This window comes from Marinomonas rhodophyticola (genome assembly GCF_026113935.1).
Lineage (GTDB): Bacteria > Pseudomonadota > Gammaproteobacteria > Pseudomonadales > Marinomonadaceae > Marinomonas > Marinomonas rhodophyticola.
This window is the reverse complement of record NZ_JAPEUL010000009.1, coordinates 292875-316726: the sequence shown is the minus strand read 5'-3', so window position 1 is coordinate 316726 and position 23852 is coordinate 292875. Positions and strand designations below refer to the sequence as shown.

Here is a 23852-nt window from a genome sequence, read left to right as displayed (position 1 = left end):
CATTTCCACGAAGGAGGGTGTCGTTAAAGGTAGCGAGCATGTTTTGTAGGCCTGATGAGGGAGGTACAACCGTGATCAGGCATGTAACATTCTTTAGCATACAATTGTTTGATTTATATTGCTTTTTTTGTAGGTCGTGGCTTTAGCCCGACAATACGTAATTTGTCGTGGCGAGTTTTTTGTCGGCATAAATGCGCGACCTACAAGATCAACGGAAGTCGTTTAACAACAACCTTCTCTGGAACGACAAGAATATTTCCTTATGATGAAACACGATAATTAAAAAATCAAAGTTCAACTCACATACACGATATGTTGCTCGTCATCATAACTAAAATTGAGAACTATATGGATTTGGCTTTCCTCAAGATGCAGCTTAGAAACCAGGTCAAACGTGCCGTTTTCGGCTTTTTTCGCAAAAATCTTTAACTGCTTTTCCAACATCACCCAAGCAACGTCATCCCTTGAGTCATCGAAATTATCGCCTGCTCTAGAAGTCGTCCGAAGCCAACGGAAATACACTAGTGAATTCGTTTTAATATCCACACGATCACCAGCGTCCGAGGCGACATAACGCAATTCATATAGGGAAAGCTGTTGTTTTAAATACACTTTCCATTGCTGCATAAACTGATCTAAATAGGACAAAAAAACCTCTTCTAACTTAACCACGTTAATCCTTTCTATCTTTTAGGTTACTAGTGCTTCTCGTAGTCTGTTGTCGTAAAGACAATCGATAAAAGGACTTTACTAAACAAAATATTGCCGAATAAGAAAACGAAAAGTTTAAGTATCTAGTTCAAGTATTTTATATATAAGGCTTCTACTGGACAAAACTGGATGTAGATTTTCAGCTTGATGGCATTAAGCATCCAAAAAATATCCGCTCTAAGCATGGCACGAGAGGGAAGATGATCCAGCACAGCTGTCTTACGTATATTTTTCTTGTAGGAAAAGAATAATCATTTTATTGTGAATAAAGCATAAGCCTTTTTAGGAATCAACATGGCAGAGATCAACTGGGAAGAGTTTGGAAAGTTAATTAATTCAAAGCGTAAAGAGAAAGATATCAGCCAATCAACTTTAGCTAAAGATATCGGAGTATCTCAGCCTGTTATATCCTTACTAGAAAGAGGAAGCCCAATAGGTATCAATGAAGAGCGCATTGACTTACTTAAGAGCAAATTAGATATTTCCGATAGCGAAATTCCACAAAAAGAGAAAGTAAAAGTATCAACTAAACGAAAACGAGCCTTTATAAGCTATTCGCATAAAGACAAAACTTACTTTGATCGACTTGCTGTACATCTAAAACCCCTTGAGAAAAAAGGTCTTATAGAAGCTTGGAGCGACACCAGAATCTCTGCCGGAGAGTTATGGAAGACAGAGATAAGTAAAGCTTTGGATCAGGCTCAAGTGGCTGTACTTTTAATAAGCGCCGATTTTCTCGCGTCAGACTTTATTGTTGACAACGAACTGCCTCCTCTTTTAGAAAAAGCTAAAAGTGATGGCGCAACTATTATCCCAGTCATTTTGAAGCCATGTCGTTTTGTACGAGAAGAAACACTTGCAAAATTTCAAGCTATAAATTCACCTGAGGAACCATTAATAGCTGCCAGTGAACATGAAAGTGAGCTCATATACGATGCAGTAGCAGAGCGAATTGAATCATTGCTCTAACATATCAAATTACTATTGCAAACGTCCCAGTTAGAAGAGAGACTCATCGGTTTTAAAGAAAGCTAAGTTTGTCGCTTAGCTCTTGCCTTCTATACTTCATCATCAACTTACTCTTAAATCATCTGAATTGACGCCAAATCTAATTGACTACTTTTTGCACTAGGCGTATTTTGGATACAAAATCCATTTTTACTTTTTGCTAGTAAAATCCTTCAAATTCATAAAAAAGGTCGCGAATGATGGGTCGTTCTGTTTTAGATGTGAGTGTTTTCAACGGTATCATGCCGGCGCTGATGACGCCTTGTAAGGCGGATCGTACGCCAGATTTCGATAACTTGGTGAAGAAGGGCAAGGAGATGATGGCGGCGGGGATGTCGGCGGTGGTGTATTGCGGTTCTATGGGCGATTGGCCTTTGTTGACCGATGCAGAACGCATGGAAGGCGTGGAGCGCTTAGTGAATGCAGGCATTCCTGTGGTCGTCGGCACGGGGGCGATTAATACCAAATCCGCGGTGGCCTTGGCGGCGCACGCGGAAAAAGTCGGTGCGGCGGGTTTGATGGTGATTCCTCGTGTGCTGTCTCGTGGCTCGGTGATTGCCGCGCAACGCAACCACTTTAAAGCGATTTTATCCGCTGCGCCCTCCATTCCAGCGATTATCTACAACAGCCCTGTGTATGGTTTTGAAACCCGTGCGGATTTGTTTTTTGCGCTACGTGCTGAGCATAAGAATCTAGTTGGCTTTAAAGAATTTGGCAGCAAAGAAGCCTTGCGTTATGCCGCAGAGAATATCACCTCCCAAGACGATGATGTTTTGCTCATGGTGGGGGTGGATACGGCGGTCTACCACGGTTTTGTCAAATGCGGCGCGGTGGGTGCCATCACAGGGATTGGTACAGCGTTGCCAAACGAAGTTTTGTTACTCGCAAACTTATGCAAACTTGCTGCTCAAGGCAACGCAGAGGCTCGCGTTCGCGCCCAAGAATTAGAAGAAGCGTTTTCCGTTTTGGCCAGTTTCGACGAAGGTCCCGAGTTAGTCTTATTCTTCAAATATTTGCTTGTCTTAAACGGCGAAGAAGCGTATCGATTACACTTCAACGAGACAGACGAGCTGAACGCTGCGCAACGTCGTTACTGTGAAGAGCAATATTCTCTCTTCAAAAACTGGTTCGCAGATTGGAAGAAACAAGGTGGAGTAATAGATACATGCAAGTCATAGACAGTCATACGGAAGGTGAACCCACCCGCGTTATTGTGTCTGGTGGGCCAGATTTGGGTTCTGGCTCATTGGCAGAACGCGCCAAGATATTAGCCACAGAGCATAAGGATTTTTATCGTTCCGTGGTAGCCGAACCCTATGGACAAGAAGCCATGGTGGGCGTGATGCTGGTAGAGCCTGTTAACCCTGAATGCGTGGCAGGTGTGATTTATTTCGACGCTGCAGCCGTCATCGGTATGTGCGGTCACGGCACCATTGGCGTGGCTGCCACGTTAGCTCACATGGGCAAAATTGATATAGGTACTCATAAGATTGAGACGCCCGTCGGTGTGGTTGAAGTCACTTTGTCTGATGCCAATACAGTGACCGTGAAAAACGTCGCCAGTCATCGTTTGCAGAAAGATGTCACGTTAGATATTGATGGTATAGGTACAGTTTCTGGCGATATTGCTTATGGCGGAAACTGGTTCTTTATCGTCGATAAAAGCCCTGTTCCTGTGGTTCCAAGTAATATTCGCAACCTCACTGACGTTTCGATCAAAATTCGTGAAGCCATTGAAGCAAAGCAATTAACAGGTACAGATGGCGGCATCATTGATCACATTGTTCTTTATGGACCAGCTTTGAACAAAAACGGCCACAGCCGTAACTTTGTTTTGTGTCCAGACAATGCTTATGATCGCTCCCCTTGTGGCACGGGAAGCTCCGCCCGTTTGGCGTGTCTAGCAGCGGATAATCGCCTTGCGCCCGGCGAAGAAATTATTCAAGAAAGTACCATTGGCAGTAGTTATCGTTTGAGCTATCAGCAAGTAACAAACGATTCCATTATTCCAAATATTACCGGACAAGCGTTTGTCACTAAAGAAGCCACGTTAATGATGAACCCCAACGACCCGTTGAAGAATGGCATTAGCTTGTCTTAATAGATTCTTCAAAGTCACAAAATAGCTTAGCGATAATGGGTGAAACCGAAATGGACAGTACAAAAAATCAGGATGTGATTGTAATTGGTGCCGGAATCATAGGCATTAGCATTGCATTAAAACTGCAATCCGAAGGCCGACAAGTGCTGGTGTTGGATCGAAAAGGCGTCGCTGCAGAAACCTCTGCGGGTAATGCTGGCGCCTTTGCTTTTGCCGATGTCATTCCGCTGGCAACACCTGGCATTATGCGCAAAGCACCAAAATGGTTAATCGACCCTCTTGGCCCCTTATCACTGCGACCGGCTTATGCACTGAAAATCCTTCCTTGGATGTTGCGTTTCTGGCGCGCCAGTTGGCAGGATAAATACCAAGCATCACTCGCGGCACAAGCCAGTTTAATGGCGGTTTCCAAGGCGGCGTTGGAGCGCCAAATCGACGCGGTAGGTGGCGAAGCCATGATCCGCCGAGAAGGGCAGTTGCAGCTGTATGAAGGCGAAGCAGAATTCAGTGCCAGTCTTGCCGGTTGGCAAACTCGACAAGCGCACGGCGTCGTCTATGAGTTTTTACTTAGTTCAGAAGCCATCGCCAAAATCCAACCCGGCATTCACCCTAGATTCACCCATGCGGCCTTTACCCCAGAATGGATAAACGTCTGCGATCCTGCCCAATGGACTCAGCACTTGGCCAACGAGTTTGAAAAACGTGGCGGTAAAATCGTCATCGCGTCGATTCATTCCATTGATTTGAAAGACAATTTTGTCAATTTGAAAAGTGATTCGGCCGATTATGAAGCCAATCAAGTGGTACTTTGTGCTGGTGCTTGGTCAAAAATTTTAGCGCAATCTATTGGCGACAGTTTGCCATTGGATACCGAACGAGGGTACAACACGACACTGCCATCTGGCGCATTCGATTTAAAGACGCATATTACGTTTAGCAATCATGGCTTTGTGGTGACCAAAATAGGTGAAGGCGTACGTGTTGGCGGCGCGGTTGAACTAGGTGGATTGGACTTAAAACCCAACTTTCAACGGGCTGAAATCTTGCTTGATAAAGCGAAAACATTTTTACCTGGTTTAAAAATCGAAGACGGAAAACAATGGATGGGCTTTCGTCCTTCCATGCCTGACAGCTTGCCCGTCATAAGCTATGCCAGCCGCTCTAAACGCGTGATTTACGCGTTTGGACATGGCCATTTAGGGCTTACTCAATCGGCGGGAACCGCTGAGACTCGTCGCGGCGCTTGTTAGTAATGGCACACCAGACATTGATCTTACACCGTTTTCAGCGAATCGGTTTTAACCACTTCTAAGGTTTTTTGTCGTGCTTTAGCGCGTCAAGGGCTTTGATTTGGTGTTATCAGGTTTTTGACGGCCTGAAGGCCGACCAACATTAGAAAGCAGTTTGGAGAGCTTCAACTTCGAGCTGCGGTAATCCATTCGAGTACTTGGATCTTGGTGTTTTCGATATGAGAGCGTAATTTATCAGCCGCGCTTTGTACATTACCTTGCCGAGCTAAAGCAAGAAGATCACTATGATCTTGTTGCGCACTTTTTGATTTATTCAGCTGATCGATGTGCATACTCACATAACGATTGGATTGTAAGCTGGCACGCTCTAATAAATTGGTCGTTAACTTTCGATCCGCGGCCGCATAAAGCGCACCATGAAACGCGGCGTTTAACGGCCCCCACGCTGCAACATCGCCACTTTGGTATGAGACTTCCATCTCTTTTAGAATACTCTCGCAAAGCTGAAAATGTTCGTCTTGCATTAAGGGAATAGCACGAGTGAAAAGATCCACTTCTAGCATCATTCGCACATCAAAGATTTCGGCAATTTCATCAAGAGAATGCTTGGTGACCGTAGCACCGCGATTATTGGTAAAAACCACCAGCCCCTCAGCATCAAGGCGTTTTAATGCTTCACGAATCGGCATGCGCGACACATCGTATTCTTCTGCCAACAACTCCTGACGAATGAGCCTCACCTTCCGCAAGGTCACCAGACAAAATACGCTGACGTAAATCCGCCGCAATAATATCGGGAAAACTCTGACGAACCACCGCTCTTTTCTGCGCCAATCTACTACCCCTTCGCGAGCTAAACACTTCGTAATCAAAAGTGTGGAATATTGACTATTATACGCAAAAGCGCCGCTAACGTGAGGTTAGCGACACTTTTTTTCGTCTTTCACTCATGATGACAGACGCTAACAAGATGCATCAATGTTTGAAAAATATCAAACATTGAATTGATAGCTTCTCATTTTTCAAACTGTGGCCATTGCCTACTATCGATTGGTATTAAAAGTGCTAAGTTAATAACACACTGCACTGACAAATTATCCTCCTTAGCCAAGTCTGGAGTCTTTATGAAAGCAATACTATCTCAGACCACTTTGTTGAAAAGCCAATCTTATATTGGCGGCGAGTGGGTCGCGGCCAAGTCTGGTAAGACGTTCGCGATAACCAACCCAGCCAATGGTGAACACATTATCGATGTGGCCGATTTGGGCGCAGAGGAGACAACGCTGGCCGTTGAGGCGGCTGAAAAAGCCCAGAAAGAATGGCAAGGCCGTACAGCGAAAGAACGTGCAACGCTTTTGCGCCGTTGGAACCAGCTTATTTTAGACAACCAAAACGACTTAGCGACCTTGATGACCTTGGAGCAAGGTAAGCCTTTTGCCGAAGCCAAGGGCGAAGTGGCTTACGGTGCGTCTTTTATTGATTGGTTTGCGGACGAAGCGCGTCGTTTGAATGGTGATGTGATCCCAACATTCGCTAAAGACAAGCGCGTATTAACGATCAAACAAGGCATTGGTGTGGTAGCGGCGATTACGCCTTGGAACTTTCCGATTGCGATGATCACCCGTAAAGCCGGACCGGCACTCGCTGCAGGCTGCACTATCGTAATCAAGCCTTCTGACGAAACTCCACTTTGCGCCTTGGCGCTGGCCGAGTTAGCACACCAAGCAGGTATTCCTGCAGGGGTATTGAATGTGGTGGTGGGCAAAGATGCCAAAGCCATTGGCGGTGTATTAACGAGCCACCCAACGGTTCGTAAGTTGTCTTTCACAGGCTCAACACCAGTAGGCAAATTGTTGCTTTCTCAGTGCGCGCAAACGGTCAAGCGTACATCGATGGAGTTGGGCGGTAACGCACCTTTCATCGTGTTTGATGATGCCGACCTAGATGCTGCGGTAGAAGGCGCCATTGCCTCTAAATACCGCAATGCAGGCCAAACTTGCGTGTGTGCAAACCGTATTTTGGTACAAGAAGGTGTGTACGATGCGTTCGCCGAGAAGCTTGCGAAGCGTGTTGCCACTTTCAAAACAGGCGATGGTTTTGCAGAAGGCGTGAACATTGGTCCGCTAATCAATCCAGCGGCAATCAGTAAAGTGGAGCAATTGGTTGGCGATGCTATCGCTAAGGGTGCAAAAGCTCTGATCGGTGGTACAAAGGCGACTCATGCGGGCGCTCAGTTCTTCGAGCCAACCATTTTAACTGGCGTGACGGAAGACATGGACATTTTCTCTAACGAGATTTTTGGTCCTGTTGCGCCTTTGTTCAAATTTAAAACCGAAGACGAAGCCGTTGCCATGGCAAACAATACCCCATTTGGTTTGGCGTCTTACTTCTATTCCCAAAATATTGCGCGTATTTGGCGTGTGTCTGAAGCCTTAGAATACGGCATGGTGGGCATCAATGAAGGCATTATTTCCAGTGAAGTAGCGCCATTCGGCGGTGTTAAAGAATCGGGCAGTGGCCGTGAAGGTTCCCAATACGGCATCGACGAATACGTTGAAATTAAATACTTGTGCATGGGCGGCTTGGCGTGAGGCTCCACCTCACACAGCCTCTCTAATATTGATTAACAAGCGGAGCAACCGCGCCGCTTCATGTGCATAGAGCTTGCTCTCATTAAGGTAATAGACAAAATGAAAAACGCAGACATACAAAAACGTAAAGAAAGTGCGATCGCTCGCGGTCAAGCTAATATGGCGCCGGTTTATGTTGACCGTGCTTTAAACGCTGAAATTTGGGATGTGGAAGGCAAGCGTTATATCGATTTCGGTGCAGGTATCGCCGTGGTAAACACCGGCCATAACCACCCGAAAGTGAAAGCGGCGACCATCGCTCAAATCGAACGTTTTACTCACACCTGCGTCATGGTCAGCCCATACGAATCCGCGGTGGCCTTAGCAGAAAAGTTAAACGCAGCAGCGCCTGGTAACACACCGAAGAAATCTATCTTCGTCACCACAGGTGCGGAAGCGGTAGAAAACTGCGTCAAGATCGCGCGTGCACACACTGGCCGTCCTGGCATCATTGCTTTCAACGGTGGCTACCATGGTCGTACCAACATGACCATGGGCTTAACCGGTAAAGTGAACCCTTACAAAATCGGTTTTGGTCCTTTCCCAAGCGACATTTTCCATGTTCCTTACCCAAATGACTATTTAGGAATCACCGAAGAGCAAGCACTTGCTGACCTGCAATTGCGCTTTACTTGTGATATCGAGCCTTCTCGCGTGGCGGCTATCATTATCGAGCCAGTACAAGGTGAGGGTGGTTTCTACAAGGCGTCTACCAGCTTCCTACAGACACTTCGTAAGCTATGTGATGACCATGGCATATTGCTAATCCTTGACGAGATCCAATCAGGTTTTGCGCGCACTGGCACCATGTTCTGCCACGAACAAGCGGGCATTGAAGCGGATCTGATGACCACGGCAAAAGGCATCGCTGGCGGTGTACCGTTAGCCGCTGTGGTGGGTAAAGCCAATATTATGGACGCGCCAATTCCTGGTGGATTAGGTGGCACTTACGGTGGCTCTCCGGTTGGTTGTGCCGCTGGTCTTGCTGTATTTGAAGTCATTGAAGAAGAAAAACTGTGCGAGCGTGCCACGCAAATCGGTACACGCTTTGTTGAGCATCTGACGGCATTACAAGCGGAATTTCCAAATATTATCGGTGATGTGCGTAACTCTGGCGCCATGATTGCGGTGGAATTCGTTCACGATGGCGACGTCAACAAACCTTACCCAGAACTGGCTAAAAAGCTGTCTGGTAAAGCGTCTGAAAATGGTCTAGTGCTTTTGTCTTGCGGTATTCGCGGTAACGTTATCCGTTTCTTACCAGCTTTGACAATTGAAATGGAACTGATCGACGAAGGTATGGAAATTTTCAAAACCTGTTTTAAAGCGCTGGTTTAAGCAAATCTCGTTAATGAAACAAAAAAACCGGCCTTGGTAAAATAAGGCCGGTTTTTTATTCTCGTATTTTATTGTGGCAAATAGCTATTTACCCTGTCTTGAAGCTGCAGAACTCGATCAAGAGGCACACCTTTCACCTGCTGATGCATATCCGACAACGCAGACTTAAAAGTCGATAAATCCTCTTCTGTCGGCTCATACACCTCAATGCCTGCGGCTATAAGCGATTGTTTCTGGACAGTGTCAGATTGATTCACCCAATGAAACACGTCTTTTTGAGCTTCAATGGATGATTCGGTAAACTGTTTTTGCTCGTCGGTTGATAAATTGTCCCACCAATACTGGGAAGCCAAAGCCAGACGCGCAGACATAATGATTTTTGCGTCGGTAAAATAGTGCAAAAGGTCGGTTTGATTAAACATTAATGGAACAGATGAAGCGTTAATATAACCATCTACAATACCGGTTTTTAGCGCGTTTGAGACTTCTGAAAGCGGCACAACTACACCACTTGCGCCCATCATTTGAAACATACTTAATTGATTTGAATCTAACGCCCGCATACGCAAACCCACCATATCACTGACAGTCGCAATGGGCTTTTCACTGTTAAAAATACCCAAAAAAGCGCCTGTTGGTAACACCGCTAATACACGCAACCCCTCACTGGCAAGACGCTTATTGATTTCATCAAGATAATCGCTTTTTGCAAAAAAGTGGTACTGATGGTCCACATTTCTAAAGGTATAGGGGAGTTGTAACACCTGCATTTCAGGTACAAACTGTGTCGCCGCAGAATACCTAGACAAAGAAACATCCAAGGTACCTGAACGAACACGACTAAGACGCTCTTCTTCACTGCCAACTGTATCTCGAGGAAATAGGTTGATTTGCCAGCCTTTTTCTTTCAACGTCTGAGCTAGATTATCAATATACCGATAGCTGCCCGAATTTTCTCTATCAGGATCGGTATCCAAGGCAACGTTTACTGATGCTGCATTAATAGAACAAGCAAACAACATCATAGCCGATGTGACAATTATTTTTTTCATGGCAAAGCCCTAGTCTAGACGGTTATCTGATCTTGATAATTAACCCAAGATGATGCCTGCGTTACTACTCTATTCTCACTATTTCGACACAGGGAATCAATTCATCAAAGTATAGAAGTAAAAGACGACACAATACGAAGAAATCTGACTTTACGCCCACTTTTTTTCGTCAAAAATAGCAACTTAACACTGGCTAAAAGACAGCGCAAAAATACAAGCATCATAAGCTTATCTTTAAAATCCTGGTTTTTATCACTAGGTTTTCTAGATAGGATTAAGAGTCACGCTCCGAATAGGGTGGCAAACCAATATCTCTTTTTAGATACTCCGGCATATACTGAGACTTCAAATGAAAATCTCGAATCTGACGACGTCTTTTATGCTGAACACACCTTTTTTAAAGACGACATGTGCATCGACTATTTTTGCATTTAACCACAGTAATAACGTCCACATACCCAAACCTCCTGTTGATAAGGACTTTATTGTGTCGCCAAAAAGAGGTAAAAACGAACGCTATATTCTTACAGGTTAGATTAGAAAATCTTATGGACTATGTTTTATGAGCAATCGAGTCACCCACCTAAAAGCCGCACATTATTTCTCTGTTGCAAGCCAGACATTAAGTTACACAAAAGCCGCAAAGCAGCTACATGTTTCTCAAGCTGCTGTAAGCCAGCAAATTCGTTTATTAGAAGATTATCTAGGTGTGCCGCTGTTTTATCGTTCTGGTCGTGATATGCGCCTAACTAGCCAAGGGCAAGTCCTCGCGGAGCACCTAGAACAAGCGTTTGAGCACATAGGAAAAGGCTTAGAAAGCGTCAAACTCGAACCCGTTGAAGGAACATTGCTTGTCTCTGGGTTACAAAGTTTTGTGTCTTTATGGTTGATGCCAAGATTGTGGCGCTTCTCAGATCGTCAAAAAGACATCACCGTAAAACTCTTCTCATCAGACGAGAGCAGAGACATACATGCTGGCAAAATAGATGTTGGTATCGATGATAATCAGCATCTAACGGTCGATAGAGCAGATACGGTGAAACGAACACTCATATCATCTGACATAATCCCCGTTTGCTCGCCATCTTTAGCCGCAAGAATTGGCTTATTTCAACCTACAGATTTATTAAAGTGTTGGATGATCCAGGTAGACGATTCGTCTTATCAATGGAAAACGTGGTTTGAAGAACTGGCGATTTGCCCCATTCGCAATAAAAGCATTCTATGGGCAGAAGTGAATTCTTGGTACATGGGAATCAGCGCGGTAAAAGCTGGCCATGGCGTCTTTTTATGCCCGAAATTCATGGTTCAAAAAGAACTTGATGAAGGAACCCTCGTCCAAGCCTATCCAAAAGCGTTAGATACTAAAATTGAGTTTTATGCTTACTACGCCAAAAACTCGCCGCGAAGAGCCTCGAATTGAAGCCTTTGTCGATTGGCTAAGAGAAGAAAGTGACGGACAAAACAGTAACGAGATAACAACAAAGCCACATCAGCCACTGCCTTGGCCTTAAAAAATCAGATACAGTCTTATTAAAAATCATTAATAAGGTGCAGAAATTAGCTCTTCTACCGTCTGGTGCAACACTTTAAGAAATAATTCTCGCGGTTTATTAGGTTGGGTGGTTTTCTTACAAATCACGGCAACGCCGAGTGTGTAAGAACGACGGTCTGGGGCGACAGCCACGATTTTCCCCGATTCCACGTAAGGTGCGGCATAGAGTTCTGGCAAGAAGCCGATGTAACGACCGGACAGAATCAAAGCCAGACGACTGTCGTAGAAATACGAGATAGCGGTGAGGTTCATATGGGAAATCTGTTCGCTGACCGCTTCATGGGGTTTTAATCCAGCGTGAGTAGCAGGGTATTTGTCGACTTTTTCGTCTTGGTCTTCAACAGACATGGTTGCTAATGGATGACCCTTACCGCAATACAGATAACAATCGTCGCTGTATAAATGCACGTAACTTAAGCCGTCCAGTTTACGATGATAAGGGATAAAACCAATGTCTGCTTCGTCATTCAGAATCATGCGCTCGATGTTCGACATGGAGGCTACATTGGTGGTGATAGACACTTCTGGTGCTTCACTCGAAAAACGCTGGATCATTTCAGGGAAATGACTACGAGGATCAAGACTCACTTTATCGGAAAGGGCAAGACGCAGTTTGCCAGTTAAGCTGGCATTTAGGTTGTTTACTGTGGTTCGAAAGGCATCTAATGATTCGAGTAGGTTTTCCGTCATCTTATAAATAATGACACCTTCTTCCGTCAGCGAAAATCCACCACGGCCACGTTTACACAAGACTAGGTTCAAGCGGGCTTCTAAATTAGATATATGCAGGCTGATGGTTGATCGACCAATATTCAGAGAGGTTTCAGCCGCCGAAAAACCACCGCAATCAACGACCGTTTTAAAGACTTTTAGTTGTTTGATCTCATAGTCACCGACTTGCCCCAGTGAGTAGTTTTTAACACTCATCGCCGCTCCCCATATGTCCCATCATAATTTAGTTCGTTGATTCTCTAACTTTACATTGATTTAAGCGACTTTCATCCCCCTTTCTGCTTCTTTAAGGTAAGAGAGGTCGGTTACCGCAACAAAATGATATTTTGTTCATTCAGGATGATACGTATCCGCTTGGTTATACCCTGAAATGACTTGGCTATGCTCTGAAATAAAACATTGGATACTGGCCTTTCATTTTATTCTTCCAGCACGTTATTTTGGCCTGTTTGTCTTGTTTGATGAACAGGCCTTTTTTGTCATTTTGATTGCTTCCCTTCTTTTTAGAAAGGGGTCTAAAGGAGGTTGATATGTCCATCGCGTTGTCCGTTCGTCAAAAGCTAATTGCAATCGTTGTGTTAGTCTGTGTTGGCTATGCAGGGTTTGGTGCTTATTCCATTTACAACTTATCGCAGATGTCGAGTGCATCCGACGATGCTACCGAGCTAAGCCGACTCACCAGTGAAGTCAAAGATGTTGAAATTGCGCTCTTAAAAGTTGAGCGCCAAATGACCAGCATATCACCGGATAATGTCGACACGATCAGTGCCACCATAACCAGAATTAAAAATGAAACGGCGGCTGGGTTTAGTATTAGAGCAGATTTACTCGATAAAAAGGGAAAGGCGTTATTAGAAAACAGCCAAGCTTTACAGCCTAATTATTTATCCGCCCTTGAAAGTAATCTGCAAAACTTAACTACTCTCGGATTAAGCAGCAACACCGGCGCGCTGGGGCAATTAAATCAGTCTGCACAAGCCTTGGCTGAACAGCTAAAATCCTTAGCAAGCTTTGCCTCGCTCTTTAAAGAGGTGAGAGCAAAAGAAAAAGACTTTCTTGCGTACAGCGATGCAGAACACCAAGCAAGTCTGCAGGCAGCCATTCAAGCACTCAAAGACAGTGTTAATAACATAGGTTTTGGTGATGTATTTGGACCAATGATTAAAACCTATGAAGATGCACTGGCTCCCGTGATTGCCCTGTCTATTACCCTAAAAGAGCAGCAAAATAAGCTTGCGCTCTTAAGCAACCAATATACACAAGCCATGGATGAGAGTGCTAATTATCTGCAAAACACCTTACTGGTTCAGGCGCAGATACGCTCATCTGAAACCGCTGAGCAAGCACGTCGCTCTTTAATAATCGCCTGTGTCTTACTGGCGCTCGTTATCGGGTTCATTTTGTCGACCGTCATCCGTTCTTTAAATCGCAATCTAACAGCCGTGTTAGCGATTTTAAAAGACGTTGCACAAGGCAAACTGCGTTCACATAAAAATAGCCAGACCTCAACAAATCCAGATGAATTCCAACAGCTCTTTATTGCTTCAAACCAGATGTCCGACAGCTTGCGCTTATTAATTGGCCATTTAATAAGCAGCAACGAGAAGCTAGTATTCACAGCCGATGAACTGGACAGCGGTATTAAAACCATTGTCAGCGGCAGCGAGCGCATTCGTGATCGCAGTAACACCTTGGCGGCCTCAACAGAAGAAATATCCGCGACCGCAGATACCGTTCAATCCATGACGCAGAACGTTCAAAGCGCCGCAAAAGTGGCTTATGAATCCGCAACCAGTGGTGTGAGTGCCATGCGTGATGCCATGACCAGCATCAGCGATGTGGCAGACACCATTCAAGACACCAACGAACGTGTCGCGCGTCTTGGTACGCTGTCTAAAGAGATTGATGTGGTGATTGAGCCTCATCGTGGGGGTCGCAGAGCAAACCAGCCTATTGGCTCTCAACGCAGCAATAGAGGCGGCTCGTGCAGGGGAAGCAGGGCGCGGATTCGCTGTGGTTGCCGACGAAGTCAAAACGCTGTCTGAGCAAACGGTTAAAGCATCGGGTAGCATCACCGAGAAAGTCGAAAACATCCAAAAGGAAACGCTGGCAGTCATTGACGCCATGACACTGAGCCTAAATAAAGTCGGTCGCAGTAAAGAGCAGGGCGAAAACGCAGTGAAGACCATTCATCTAGTTGAGCAAAATACCTTAGAGGCGATGAACAATACGCAAGAGATTACTCAAGCTATAAAAGAGGTTGCCTTGACGACAGCACAAATGGCACAAGACATGGACATCATTGCTCATGATATTAAAGACAACCATAACGCCACTCAATCTATCCAAACGGCCAATAAAAATGTTCACCATCAAACAAATGAGCTAGCTCAGCAAATCCAACGTTTTGATATAACCTAAAGCCAAAAAAACCTCCTCAGCACGCAGTTAAGAAATGCACCGCACCAATTAGGTGCGGCCTTTTAGCAGAATCTAGAAAACTAACCACCTGTTTGAAAATTGTAAAAAAAATGCACGTTTTCAACATCATAGATCAATATTATTCACACTATTGCGGCATCAATCTCATCTCTAGTTTGCACCAAAAAAGTGCAAAATGTTCAGTTTTAGTGCGTCCTGTTTTACTTAGTGATCTGATTTATAAAGGCTTTTATCTTTTTTGATTGTTTGATGTGGACAAAACTTTAGATAGATTTTGCGTGCTTTATTGCGCGTAGGCTTTTTGAAAGTATCGAATACAAGGTGTCACACCGGACTAGATGTGACTTTTTTATGCACTTTTTGCTCTCGAGGTAACTCAATGATTAAGACGATACTAAAAGTAAAAAAACGATTGGTTGCGAGTTCTCTGGCTGTCGCTCTTGGCCTAGGCGCTGTCGCTTCTTCTGCTAACGCTGCAGACTATAACTGGCGCTTCGCTAATCTGTACAGCCGTGGTTCTGCCTTCGGTGCTGTGTATGAAGATTTAGCAAAAAACATTGAGACAATGTCTGACGGCCGCATCAAGGTACAAGTTCTTTATGATGGTGAAGGTGTTGGTTCTTCTGGTATTTTTGGTGCCGTGAAAACGGGCCTAATCACTATGGGCGCAACATTCCAATCTTTAAACGCCGGTGAGCTTCCAGCGGGTTTGGTTGAGATTGGTCTACCTGGCGGCACAAGTGACGTTGGTGAGCTAACAACCTTGTTCCAAGAAAAAGGCTGGGCGCCTATTCTAAAACAAGCCTATGGCGATCAAGGTCTTGTGTGGCTTGACCCGTACATTCAGCCAGCGGTTTACGTTATTACTAAGAAACCGATTAATTCTGTTGCCGACTTCCAAGGCTTAAAAATCCGTGCACCGGGTGCATACGGTAAGTTCCTTCGTAACCTAGGTGCTTCTCCAGTATCACTTGCTTGGTCTGAGATTTACACCTCGCTATCGACTGGTGTAATCGACGGCTCTATCGGTTCTAACATGATCGATCACCGCGACGGTAACCACGTTGAAGTAGCGAAATACATGTACCCACTTCCACTAGCTGGTGCACAAGTGTTACCTATTATCGTTAACCAAAGCGCTTGGAACAAACTTCCTGATGATTTAAAAGCCATTGTTAAAGCGGCAACAACAGTTCACGCTCAAGAACAAATGACGAAATCTAGACTTTGGGAATCTCAAGCGGTTGCTGACATGGAAGCGAAAGGTCTTCAGTGGAGTACCTGAGCCAAGTGCCGCAGACAAAGCCGCATGGAAAGATGCGGGTGCAAAACTTTGGGATGAGTACGCTGCTGCAGACAAATACAGCAAAGAGCTGATCGACATTCTTCGTAAAGAACAGAAATAATTGATTTAGCACTAATGAAAACGGCCTTCACCAAGAAGGCCGTTTTTAATTTTTCGATCCACCCTTACAGGTACAAAACAATGATAATGACTGCGATTAGACGCTATTGTCTAGGAGTCCACGCATTGGTGGCTTTCATTGGGAATTCCGTTTCCTATCTCATGCCGGTATTAGCCTTTGTCGTTGCTTTCGAGGTTTTCTCTCGTTACATCTTAGACAAACCGACCATTTGGGCTTACGACACGTCGTTATTTATTTTTGGTTACATTGCGGCTCTTGGCGGCGCTTATGCCCAACAGCAACGCGCTCACATCAATGTGGATATTCTTTACAACAAAGTTTCAGCTCGGACGAAAAGCATATTTAACCTATTTTCATTCGCCCTTGCCATGTTCTTCATGGTGATCGTTTGCAAAATGAGCATAGGTAAGTTTGAAGAAGCGCTCGAGTTTAACTACCGACGTCAAAGTGAGTGGGGCTCCTCATATGCATCATTACTGGTTAATGATGGCAATCGCTAGTGTGCTGCTAATTTTACAACTTTCCAGCGACTGGATTGATTCCTTATATCAGGTGATTACAGGCAAACCTTTATTACCAGAAGCACAGACCAAACAAGAGGAAGCCGCACAATGATAAGTATTGAGTTATTAACGGGCATTTTATTCGCCTGCATCATAGCGTCATTTGCCTTAGGTGCTCCCGTTGGTTTAGCGCTTGGTGGTATCGCCATGGGCATAGGTTATATGACGTGGGGCGATGCTCTCTTTAATGTCATTCCGACCACCTTAGAATCCACTCACTTTAGTTTCATTCTGTTAGCCATTCCGCTATATATCTACATGGGGCAATTGCTAACGCGTTCAGGTATCGGCGATGCTATGTTTAACGCCAGCCAAATGTTAATTGGTCGAGTACGTGGTTCACTGGCTATTAGCGTGATTGTCGTGTGTTCTATGATCGGCGCCATGGTCGGTATTATTGGCGCGGGCATCATGACGTCTGGCAGTATCGCATTGCGTCCCATGTTGGAACGTGGCTACGATAAACGCCTAGCATTAGGCGTTATTATGGCCGGTGGCGGCTTAGGTATTTTGATTCCGCCTAGCATTCCAATGATCATGTTTGCGTCGTCTACACAGAACTCAGTAGGGCGCATGTTTATCGGTGCCTTAATTCCAGCCCTGATCACCATCGTCTTGTTAATCACTTACGTAGTGATTTCTTGTAAGTTGAACCCTAAACGCGCGCCGATGGATGTGGTGCCAGACGTTCAACCTACACCAAAAGAGAAGTTCCTCACCGCTCGCGATGGCATATTATCTCTGCTGCTGATCGTTGCGGTACTTGGCAGCATTATCATGGGTATTGCGACACCGACCGAGTCCGGCGCGATAGGCGTTGTCGGCGCGATTGTATTAGCGATTTTCTTTAAACGCTTCAAGCCACGTATGGTACAGAAAGCAGGTATGCAGGCGGCTTTGCTCGTGAGTGTAGCGATGTGGATTATTGTTGGTGCGTCGGTTTTCAGCAACTTCCACTTGCTGATGGGCGTGCAAAACATGGTCGCTGGTTTCACCCAAGACTTGGGTTTACCTCCGATTGTCGTCATCATGTTGTTCCAATTAATCATGTTGTTGCTGGGCTTTATTATTGATGAATTTATCATCGTTCTAATGTGTGCGCCTATCTTCACACCGATTGCCGTGTCTCTCGGTTATGATCCAATTTGGTTTGGTATCTTGATGATTCTTAACATTGAGATCGCTGTACAAACGCCGCCTTATGGTTTTGCCTTGTTCTACCTAAAAGGCATCGCACCGCCAAGCGTCACCATGTTGGATATCTACAAATCCATCACCCCATTTGTATTACTGAAACTTCTGGTTCTTGTCATCGTCATGATGTTCCCAGAGCTAGTCACTTGGTTACCTAGCCAATTAATGGATGGTTAAAACCGATACAGAAAGGACATCGATATTAAAAAGGCGACTCAACTATCTGTGAGTCGCCTTGTTTATTTAAGTTTGCTAGGTTTGTTAATAGCGCTTCAAAAGAAGTGCCGCATTCACACCACCAAACCCGAAACCATTACACAATACGTATTCGACATTTTTTTCACGTGAAACCAAGGGGATAAGATCCAAATCGGCCATACTTTCTTCTGGGTTTTCCAGATTTAACGTCGGTGGCAGAATGCCTGTTATTAACGCCTGAGCACTGAAAATTGCTTCGACACCACCCGCAGCACCCAACAAATGACCTGTCGCGGACTTAGTAGACGAGATCGCCACATCGGTGACTTTTTCACCAAACACACGACGTAACGCATTAATCTCGCCACGATCACCCACTGGCGTCGATGTCGCATGTGCATTCACGTAGCCAATTTGATCAGCAGAAATTTCTGCCATGTTTAGCGCGGTTTGCATCGCACGGGCAGCACCTTCGCCGTTTTCCGGCCCCGATGTCAGATGATAAGCATCTGCACTGGTGCCGTAGCCAACGAGTCTCAACTAATGGTGTCGCACCACGAGCCAAGGCATGTTCCAGAGTTTCCAATACAACAAGACCAGCACCTTCGCCCATCACAAAACCTTCACGATCTTTATCAAAAGGGCGGGATGCTTTTTCCGGAGCATCATTTCGAGTCGATAACGCCTTTAAAGCACCAAAACCGGCCAGAGACAAAGGATCGATGCAGGCTTCTGTACCGCCAGCCAGTACGACTTTTGCTTCACCTGTGCGCAACAAGCGCATGGCATCGCCAATGGCTTGTACACCCGCCGCACACGCTGTCACGGGGGTGCCAATCGGACCTTTGAAGCCATATTTGATCGACACGTTACCCGCCGCAAGGTTGGCAAGAAACGCAGGAACCGTAAAAGGTGACAAGCGTCGAGCGCCTTGCTCTGTTAAAACGGATTGCGCATGAGTAATAGTTGGTAAGCCGCCAATCCCCGTGGCGATGATAGTTGCGGTGGCTTCTTGATCTAGATCGCTCACTGGGTGCCACTTGGCTTGGGTTAGTGCTTCTTCCGCGGCCGCAAGGGCAAATAAGGTAAACAGATCGACACGTTTACGATCTTTAGGTGACAGATAATCGGCTTCATTCAAGCCATTAGCTTGTTCTACATGGCTCGGAACCTGTCCGGCAATATGCGTGCTCAGCCCATCGGACAACGTCGTAGGCAGCAATCGAATACCAGATTCACCTCGAATCAATTTATCCCAGACCGAAGCGACACCTAAGCCAAGTGGGGATACCAACCCCATACCCGTAATAACAATACGTTCTTTAAGCGACATGAAATAACCCCATTAAGTTTCAGCAGAAAGAAAGTCCCCATGCTAGAGTGAGTCTATATATGATCAAGATAATATTTAGAAACCGATTTATAATGGGATATACGAGAGTTCGCCTAGGAGGTTAACTATGTCATACACCCCAAAACACAAAGAGCAAACTAGACAGCGCATACTACAAGCGGCCGCAAAACTATTTTGCTCCCACGGGTTTGACCACGTCACACTCACGCAGATAATGAAAAAAGCCAACATGACACACGGAGCGTTTTACGCGCATTTTTCGGGGAAAAGTAGCCTCTATGAAGCGGCCATGCAATTCGCCACATCCAATGGTTTTTGGGCACGTAATGATAAAAAAACCGAAAGTAGCGAGACACATCTAAAAGCGCTAGTGACGCGTTATTTGAGCTGGAGCCGTAGCGACAAAGAGCATCCATCGCCACTAGAGTTTCTAGTGACTGACGCCGCACACAAGGAAGAAAAAGTTCGCCAAGCCTACCAAGCGTGCTTCGACAGTTTAGTTGATCGTCTTGCCACGATTCTAAAAAAACGTGGCAGCCAAGAGGCCGAAGCACTGGCAGAAGAAACCGTGGTTTCCTTAGTGGGAACCGTCGCCATCGCACGGTCTTTTGCGCAACCGCTGCAAAGCGACTTTTTAAAACGCGCACAAGAACGCATCGTCAATCGACTCAACAGCGGATTAAAAACTAACGAGGCGATATAGATATAAAAAAGTAGATAACGAAATCACTTTAATATTTTTCACGTGAAACAATCAGATAAGGTAAAGTAAAGGACGAGGAAGAAGAGTAACGCTTACTCTTCTTCCTCGTTTTCTAGATACCATTCCATGACATACGGGGCGAGTTCAGCGCCGGACACAAAGAAGTGGCCGTTAAGTAGGGTTTCTCTTTGGTTATAACGAAAGGGTTTGCCATCCGGTGTGACGAGCATGCCGCCTGCGGCTTCGATGATGGCTTGCTGGGCAGCCGTGTCCCATTCACTGGTTGGTCCACGTCGCAGATGTAAGTCCGCGATGCCTTCGGCAATTCGACAGCCTTTTATCGAGCTGCCTTTGGGTAACTCACGAACTTGCTCGTAGGTTTGCTTTAGTTTGTCTTTTAAAGATGCAGGAAGTGCAGGGCCATGGCTACGGCTTGTCATAGCTATGATAGGCTCGCGTGGCTCACGTACGTTGATGCTTTCAAATTCATGGCCTTGCCATTTAAACGCACCAATCGGTAAATCTTGCCATGCTTTTGTCACACCAAAATAGCCTTCTGTGGTGGTCGGCAAATAGACAACACCCACAATGGGCATGCCATTTTCAATCAAGGCGATGTTAATGCTAAACTCGCCATTACGCTTAATGAACTCTTTCGTGCCATCTAGAGGATCTACGATCCACAACATTGGCCACTGAGAGCGCTCTTCGAAGGCCACCACGCCTTCTTCTGACAAAACAGGAATATCAGGTGTAAGTGCTTGCAAACCTGCTAGAATCACTTTATGTGCAGCAAGGTCGGCCGCTGTCACCGGACTATCGTCTAGCTTTTGCTCGATGCCTAAATCGGCACCTTGATAAATGTCCATGATCACATCGGCCGCATCGTGTATTATTTTTTGCAGAGCTTGGAAAATGGGATGTCTACTAATGTCCTGCATAACAGCCTCAATTATGACAACAGAATAGGGTCAACGTATTCCTTATGAGTAAAACAGAAAAGCAGTCAACTCCACAAGCCGTTCGTTTAGATAAGTGGCTTTGGGCAGCACGTTTTTTAAAACCCGTTCACTTTGCAAAGACGCCATTGATGGCGGTAAGGTGTCGTACAATGGCAGTAAAGGCAAAGCTAGCCGTAATGTGGAAGTGGGTGCCTTAATAGGCATACGAGTTGGCTGGGACGAAAAGGTCGTTGAAATTAAAGCCATCAGTGAACAGCGCCGTGGCGCTCCTGAAGCGCAATTGCTTTATGAAGAAACACCTGCGTCGATCGAAAAGCGCGAAAAACGCGCTTTAGAAAACAAGTCTTTTGGTGGCCGCATCATGTCCGACCATAAACCCAACAAAAAAGAGCGCCGCGATATTAAGCAGCTCAAAAAAGATATTTTCAGCGGCATGGAATAAACCCATTCGATGCGCTCCTCATGAGAAGACCTATGACGATCGTTCAGCAACGATAATAAAGGCCTTCTCGATTCTCCAGACAACCATACAACTCTAATTCCATTAACACTTGCATCATCAACCCAGCGTCCATTTTGCTTTGACGAATCAAGGCATCAAAATCCATTGCTTGACCTTCTTGCTCCATAATTTTAATGATCATCTTGGCATTATCTGACGTTAATTTCGGTAAAGCATGAAAAGCATTTGATACCGGTGGCGGTACGATTTCAGGTGCTTGATTGTTGTCTGCAGGAGATGATTTTCTATTATGTGTATGAGTCACTTGATTCCTTACCGGTTGCCATTCTCTCAACAGAAGGTTTGGCGATTGATGCAGAAGACAGCGCAGGGCACTCCGCCACAATATCATCCACATGACGAACTAGGGTCGCACCTTGACGTAAAAGCTGATGACAACCTGCTGATTGCGCATCGGTCAATCGGCCTGGTAACGCAAAGACTTCGCGGTTTTGTTGGATGGCGTAACTGGCACTGATCAAAGAGCCACTTTTCACCGAGGCCTCTGACACAAGTATGCCCATACTTAAACCGCTGATAATCCGATTGCGTGGAGGAAACAAATGAGGACGAGGGCGGGTTGATAGTGGGTATTCACTTATTAAAGCACCTCCTTGTTCTAGGATCTGGTCAAACATCTGTTGATTGTGATTCGGATAACGATGAAACAAGCCAGTTCCCATGACACCAATGGTGGGTGTTGTCTTGCTATGCAATGCCCCTTGATGCGCGGCGGTATCGACGCCCATGGCACCACCACTCACCACACAAATGCCACGAGAAGATAATTGCTCAGCAAATTGAAAAGTGACATCCAGGCCATAACGGGTACATTTGCGGGCACCAACAATGCCTATTTTTGGTAGAGACAAGACATCACGGCGACCTTCCACATAAAGAAAAGCAGGGGCAACAGCGATCTCTTTTAAGGCGGTTGGGTATAACTCGTCTTCCTGAAGCACGAGGTGATGATCGGCGTCTTCCAGCCAAGCTAAGGATTCGTCACGTTTACTTTCTTGTTCTTTGCTAAGGGTGCCACTCGTAAAATAATCCATAGCCTGACGGGCGGTAATCTCCGGCCATTTTAAAGCGATCAGCAGCTCATACGAAATCGCCTCAGTCGTTTTCTCTTCATCAAACAATGACAGGGGCGCATGCTCGTCCATTGGAGTCTGTTGGTCCAGCTCACTGAGATAAGTATAAAGACGCGACAATCGAGAGGGGCCAATCCCAGACAAAAAACTCAAACAGAGCCAATCAGTGTGCGACAAACCTGAACCAGGAAAAGAGATAGACATAATTAAAACCGCTTCCTTACGAATGAAAAATAGGGCATTCCTTACCCAGAGCATCAGTGCAAAAAGAACCTTCTGCGCGAATAGTCTTTCGCTATTGACGCTATTCAATCATATTGACCAAAAAACCGCCATTAGAAGACTGCTCAAAAGACAGACTTGCGTTACAATAGACAGAATGAAACGAGTTGGAGAGCACGCCTCCACTCATGAACAAAGACACATCGTTGGAAAAGATCATGGCTGTTTTACCCGTACTTGAATACCCAGACAATCGCTTGCGCAAAGTTGCGAAGCCCATTACCGAGTTTACTGACGAGCTGCAAACCAAAATCGACGACATGCTGGATACCATGTATGACGAGAATGGCCTAGGCCTTGCGGCGACACAAGTAGACTATCATCATCGTCTCGTGGTGATGGATTTTTCAGAAGAACGTAACAACCCCATCGTATTTATTAACCCTGAGTTTGAGGTATTGGACGACGAACCAAACGAATTCCAAGAGGGTTGTTTGTCCGTTCCTGGCTTTTACGAGCACATTTATCGTGCAGCTAAAGTTCGAGTCAAAGCCCTCGATCGCCATGGTAAACCCTTCTCTATGGAAGTCGATGAACTCATGGCCGTTTGTGTACAGCATGAAGTGGATCACCTTGACGGCAAACTAATGGTCGATTATTTAACGCCGTTAAAGCGCAATCGTATTAAAAGCAAATTAGAAAAAGCCCACAAGCTCGCACAAAAACAAGGGTAAGAGGTGTGCCTTCTCACCCCTAACTCGCTGTAAGAATGTTGATATTCGTTTTATAAAATCAGGCTTTGGCCTGATTTTTT

23 protein-coding genes and 2 pseudogenes are annotated in these 23852 nt (G+C 45.4%); 16 read left to right on the top strand and 9 right to left on the bottom strand.

All coding sequences use genetic code 11. From position 1 onward, the window contains the following. Positions 1-294: 294 nt before the first annotated feature. A complete protein-coding gene (locus ONZ52_RS15860) occupies positions 295-672 on the bottom strand; it encodes a hypothetical protein (RefSeq protein WP_265219685.1) in 378 nt (125 codons plus the stop codon). Between the two features lie 333 nt (positions 673-1005). Between ONZ52_RS15860 and ONZ52_RS15855 the strand changes: the two genes are divergently transcribed. The 4 genes from ONZ52_RS15855 (at position 1006) to ONZ52_RS15840 (ending at position 5070) form a co-directional block, all read left to right on the top strand. After that, a complete protein-coding gene (locus ONZ52_RS15855; protein WP_265219684.1) occupies positions 1006-1680 on the top strand; it encodes a TIR domain-containing protein in 675 nt (224 codons plus the stop codon). A gap of 236 nt (positions 1681-1916) precedes the next feature. Next, positions 1917-2897 carry a dihydrodipicolinate synthase family protein gene (locus ONZ52_RS15850; RefSeq protein WP_265219683.1) on the top strand — a complete coding sequence of 327 codons (981 nt, stop codon included), beginning with the start codon at positions 1917-1919 and terminating at the stop codon, positions 2895-2897. Next, positions 2885-3820 carry a 4-hydroxyproline epimerase gene (locus tag ONZ52_RS15845; RefSeq protein WP_265219682.1) on the top strand — a complete coding sequence of 312 codons (936 nt, stop codon included), beginning with the start codon at positions 2885-2887 and terminating at the stop codon, positions 3818-3820. Before ONZ52_RS15850 ends, ONZ52_RS15845 begins: the two co-directional genes overlap by 13 nt. A gap of 50 nt (positions 3821-3870) precedes the next feature. Then, entirely contained in the window at positions 3871-5070 is a 1200-nt protein-coding gene (locus ONZ52_RS15840) for an NAD(P)/FAD-dependent oxidoreductase (protein ID WP_265219681.1), read from the top strand. A 164-nt stretch (positions 5071-5234) separates the two neighbouring features. Here the strand turns inward: ONZ52_RS15840 and ONZ52_RS15835 are convergent, their stop codons facing one another. Then, positions 5235-5759 (bottom strand): GntR family transcriptional regulator, encoded by a 525-nt coding sequence (locus ONZ52_RS15835; RefSeq protein WP_265219680.1) that lies wholly within the window; start codon positions 5757-5759, stop codon positions 5235-5237. Then, entirely contained in the window at positions 5746-5904 is a 159-nt protein-coding gene (locus tag ONZ52_RS15830) for a hypothetical protein (RefSeq protein ID WP_265219679.1), read from the bottom strand. Before ONZ52_RS15830 ends, ONZ52_RS15835 begins: the two co-directional genes overlap by 14 nt. Before the next feature lie 290 nt (positions 5905-6194). On the opposite strand from ONZ52_RS15830, the gene ONZ52_RS15825 reads away from it, so the two are divergent. Beyond that, entirely contained in the window at positions 6195-7661 is a 1467-nt protein-coding gene (locus tag ONZ52_RS15825) for an NAD-dependent succinate-semialdehyde dehydrogenase (RefSeq protein WP_265219678.1), read from the top strand. A 99-nt stretch (positions 7662-7760) separates the two neighbouring features. Beyond that, positions 7761-9038 carry a 4-aminobutyrate--2-oxoglutarate transaminase gene (gene gabT, locus ONZ52_RS15820; RefSeq protein WP_265219677.1) on the top strand — a complete coding sequence of 426 codons (1278 nt, stop codon included), beginning with the start codon at positions 7761-7763 and terminating at the stop codon, positions 9036-9038. A 68-nt stretch (positions 9039-9106) separates the two neighbouring features. Here gabT and ONZ52_RS15815 read toward each other — a convergent pair whose 3' ends face one another. Further along, a complete protein-coding gene (locus tag ONZ52_RS15815) occupies positions 9107-10090 on the bottom strand; it encodes a TRAP transporter substrate-binding protein (RefSeq protein ID WP_265219676.1) in 984 nt (327 codons plus the stop codon). A gap of 562 nt (positions 10091-10652) precedes the next feature. Between ONZ52_RS15815 and ONZ52_RS15810 the strand changes: the two genes are divergently transcribed. Then, a complete protein-coding gene (locus tag ONZ52_RS15810) occupies positions 10653-11513 on the top strand; it encodes a LysR substrate-binding domain-containing protein (RefSeq protein WP_265219675.1) in 861 nt (286 codons plus the stop codon). Between the two features lie 120 nt (positions 11514-11633). Here the strand turns inward: ONZ52_RS15810 and ONZ52_RS15805 are convergent, their stop codons facing one another. Beyond that, positions 11634-12572: a LysR family transcriptional regulator gene (locus ONZ52_RS15805; protein WP_265219674.1), complete on the bottom strand. Its 939-nt coding sequence runs from the start codon at positions 12570-12572 to the stop codon at positions 11634-11636. A gap of 335 nt (positions 12573-12907) precedes the next feature. Between ONZ52_RS15805 and ONZ52_RS24820 the strand changes: the two genes are divergently transcribed. The 6 genes from ONZ52_RS24820 to ONZ52_RS15785 all read left to right on the top strand — a co-directional run bounded on the left by ONZ52_RS24820 (position 12908) and on the right by ONZ52_RS15785 (position 18180). Continuing rightward, positions 12908-14422: a HAMP domain-containing methyl-accepting chemotaxis protein gene (locus ONZ52_RS24820; protein ID WP_321160352.1), complete on the top strand. Its 1515-nt coding sequence runs from the start codon at positions 12908-12910 to the stop codon at positions 14420-14422. Further along, a complete protein-coding gene (locus ONZ52_RS15800; protein WP_321160351.1) occupies positions 14304-14798 on the top strand; it encodes a methyl-accepting chemotaxis protein in 495 nt (164 codons plus the stop codon). Before ONZ52_RS24820 ends, ONZ52_RS15800 begins: the two co-directional genes overlap by 119 nt. Positions 14799-15198: 400 nt before the next feature. Further along, positions 15199-16104, top strand: coding sequence for a TRAP transporter substrate-binding protein (locus ONZ52_RS15795; RefSeq protein ID WP_321160350.1), 906 nt, complete (start codon positions 15199-15201; stop codon positions 16102-16104). Then, positions 16064-16225, top strand: coding sequence for a hypothetical protein (locus ONZ52_RS24815; RefSeq protein WP_321160349.1), 162 nt, complete (start codon positions 16064-16066; stop codon positions 16223-16225). Before ONZ52_RS15795 ends, ONZ52_RS24815 begins: the two co-directional genes overlap by 41 nt. Positions 16226-16353: 128 nt before the next feature. Further along, positions 16354-16746: a TRAP transporter small permease subunit gene (locus tag ONZ52_RS15790; RefSeq protein ID WP_265220307.1), complete on the top strand. Its 393-nt coding sequence runs from the start codon at positions 16354-16356 to the stop codon at positions 16744-16746. Between the two features lie 111 nt (positions 16747-16857). After that, positions 16858-18180: a TRAP transporter large permease gene (locus ONZ52_RS15785; RefSeq protein ID WP_265219673.1), complete on the top strand. Its 1323-nt coding sequence runs from the start codon at positions 16858-16860 to the stop codon at positions 18178-18180. An 84-nt stretch (positions 18181-18264) separates the two neighbouring features. Here the strand turns inward: ONZ52_RS15785 and fabF are convergent. After that, positions 18265-19534, bottom strand: a pseudogene (fabF, locus tag ONZ52_RS15780) (beta-ketoacyl-ACP synthase II). Positions 19535-19661: 127 nt separating this feature from the next. On the opposite strand from fabF, the gene ONZ52_RS15775 reads away from it, so the two are divergent. Beyond that, on the top strand, positions 19662-20258 hold the full coding sequence (locus ONZ52_RS15775; RefSeq protein ID WP_265219672.1) for a TetR/AcrR family transcriptional regulator: 597 nt from the start codon (positions 19662-19664) through the stop codon (positions 20256-20258). A 92-nt stretch (positions 20259-20350) separates the two neighbouring features. Here ONZ52_RS15775 and cysQ read toward each other — a convergent pair whose 3' ends face one another. Then, positions 20351-21199 (bottom strand): 3'(2'),5'-bisphosphate nucleotidase CysQ, encoded by an 849-nt coding sequence (gene cysQ / locus ONZ52_RS15770; protein WP_265219671.1) that lies wholly within the window; start codon positions 21197-21199, stop codon positions 20351-20353. A gap of 44 nt (positions 21200-21243) precedes the next feature. Here cysQ and ONZ52_RS15765 point away from each other — a divergent pair. Next, positions 21244-21662, top strand: a pseudogene (locus ONZ52_RS15765) (RNA-binding S4 domain-containing protein). 43 nt (positions 21663-21705) lie between these two features. On the opposite strand, the gene ONZ52_RS15760 reads toward ONZ52_RS15765, so the two are convergent. Both ONZ52_RS15760 and dprA read right to left on the bottom strand, forming a co-directional pair. Beyond that, positions 21706-21987 (bottom strand): DprA-like winged helix domain-containing protein, encoded by a 282-nt coding sequence (locus ONZ52_RS15760; protein WP_265219670.1) that lies wholly within the window; start codon positions 21985-21987, stop codon positions 21706-21708. Further along, positions 21971-23020, bottom strand: coding sequence for a DNA-processing protein DprA (dprA, locus tag ONZ52_RS15755; RefSeq protein ID WP_265219669.1), 1050 nt, complete (start codon positions 23018-23020; stop codon positions 21971-21973). The genes ONZ52_RS15760 and dprA overlap by 17 nt, the downstream gene beginning before the upstream one ends. A 236-nt stretch (positions 23021-23256) precedes the next feature. Between dprA and def the strand changes: the two genes are divergently transcribed. Further along, on the top strand, positions 23257-23772 hold the full coding sequence (gene def / locus ONZ52_RS15750) for a peptide deformylase (protein WP_265219668.1): 516 nt from the start codon (positions 23257-23259) through the stop codon (positions 23770-23772). Positions 23773-23852: the final 80 nt, after the last annotated feature.

Coding starts and splice junctions, on each gene's coding strand:
- gabT (WP_265219677.1), top strand. CDS start 7,761: ATGAAAAACGCAGACATACAAAAACGTAAAGAAAGTGCGATCGCTCGC.
- ONZ52_RS15795 (WP_321160350.1), top strand. CDS start 15,199: ATGATTAAGACGATACTAAAAGTAAAAAAACGATTGGTTGCGAGTTCT.
- def (WP_265219668.1), top strand. CDS start 23,257: ATGGCTGTTTTACCCGTACTTGAATACCCAGACAATCGCTTGCGCAAA.
- ONZ52_RS15850 (WP_265219683.1), top strand. CDS start 1,917: ATGATGGGTCGTTCTGTTTTAGATGTGAGTGTTTTCAACGGTATCATG.
- ONZ52_RS15810 (WP_265219675.1), top strand. CDS start 10,653: ATGAGCAATCGAGTCACCCACCTAAAAGCCGCACATTATTTCTCTGTT.
- ONZ52_RS15855 (WP_265219684.1), top strand. CDS start 1,006: ATGGCAGAGATCAACTGGGAAGAGTTTGGAAAGTTAATTAATTCAAAG.
- ONZ52_RS15785 (WP_265219673.1), top strand. CDS start 16,858: ATGATAAGTATTGAGTTATTAACGGGCATTTTATTCGCCTGCATCATA.
- ONZ52_RS15845 (WP_265219682.1), top strand. CDS start 2,885: ATGCAAGTCATAGACAGTCATACGGAAGGTGAACCCACCCGCGTTATT.
- ONZ52_RS15815 (WP_265219676.1), bottom strand. CDS start 10,090: ATGAAAAAAATAATTGTCACATCGGCTATGATGTTGTTTGCTTGTTCT.
- cysQ (WP_265219671.1), bottom strand. CDS start 21,199: ATGCAGGACATTAGTAGACATCCCATTTTCCAAGCTCTGCAAAAAATA.
- ONZ52_RS15775 (WP_265219672.1), top strand. CDS start 19,662: ATGTCATACACCCCAAAACACAAAGAGCAAACTAGACAGCGCATACTA.
- ONZ52_RS24820 (WP_321160352.1), top strand. CDS start 12,908: ATGTCCATCGCGTTGTCCGTTCGTCAAAAGCTAATTGCAATCGTTGTG.
- ONZ52_RS15825 (WP_265219678.1), top strand. CDS start 6,195: ATGAAAGCAATACTATCTCAGACCACTTTGTTGAAAAGCCAATCTTAT.
- dprA (WP_265219669.1), bottom strand. CDS start 23,020: ATGTCTATCTCTTTTCCTGGTTCAGGTTTGTCGCACACTGATTGGCTC.
- ONZ52_RS15835 (WP_265219680.1), bottom strand. CDS start 5,759: ATGCCGATTCGTGAAGCATTAAAACGCCTTGATGCTGAGGGGCTGGTG.
- ONZ52_RS15840 (WP_265219681.1), top strand. CDS start 3,871: ATGGACAGTACAAAAAATCAGGATGTGATTGTAATTGGTGCCGGAATC.
- ONZ52_RS15805 (WP_265219674.1), bottom strand. CDS start 12,572: ATGAGTGTTAAAAACTACTCACTGGGGCAAGTCGGTGACTATGAGATC.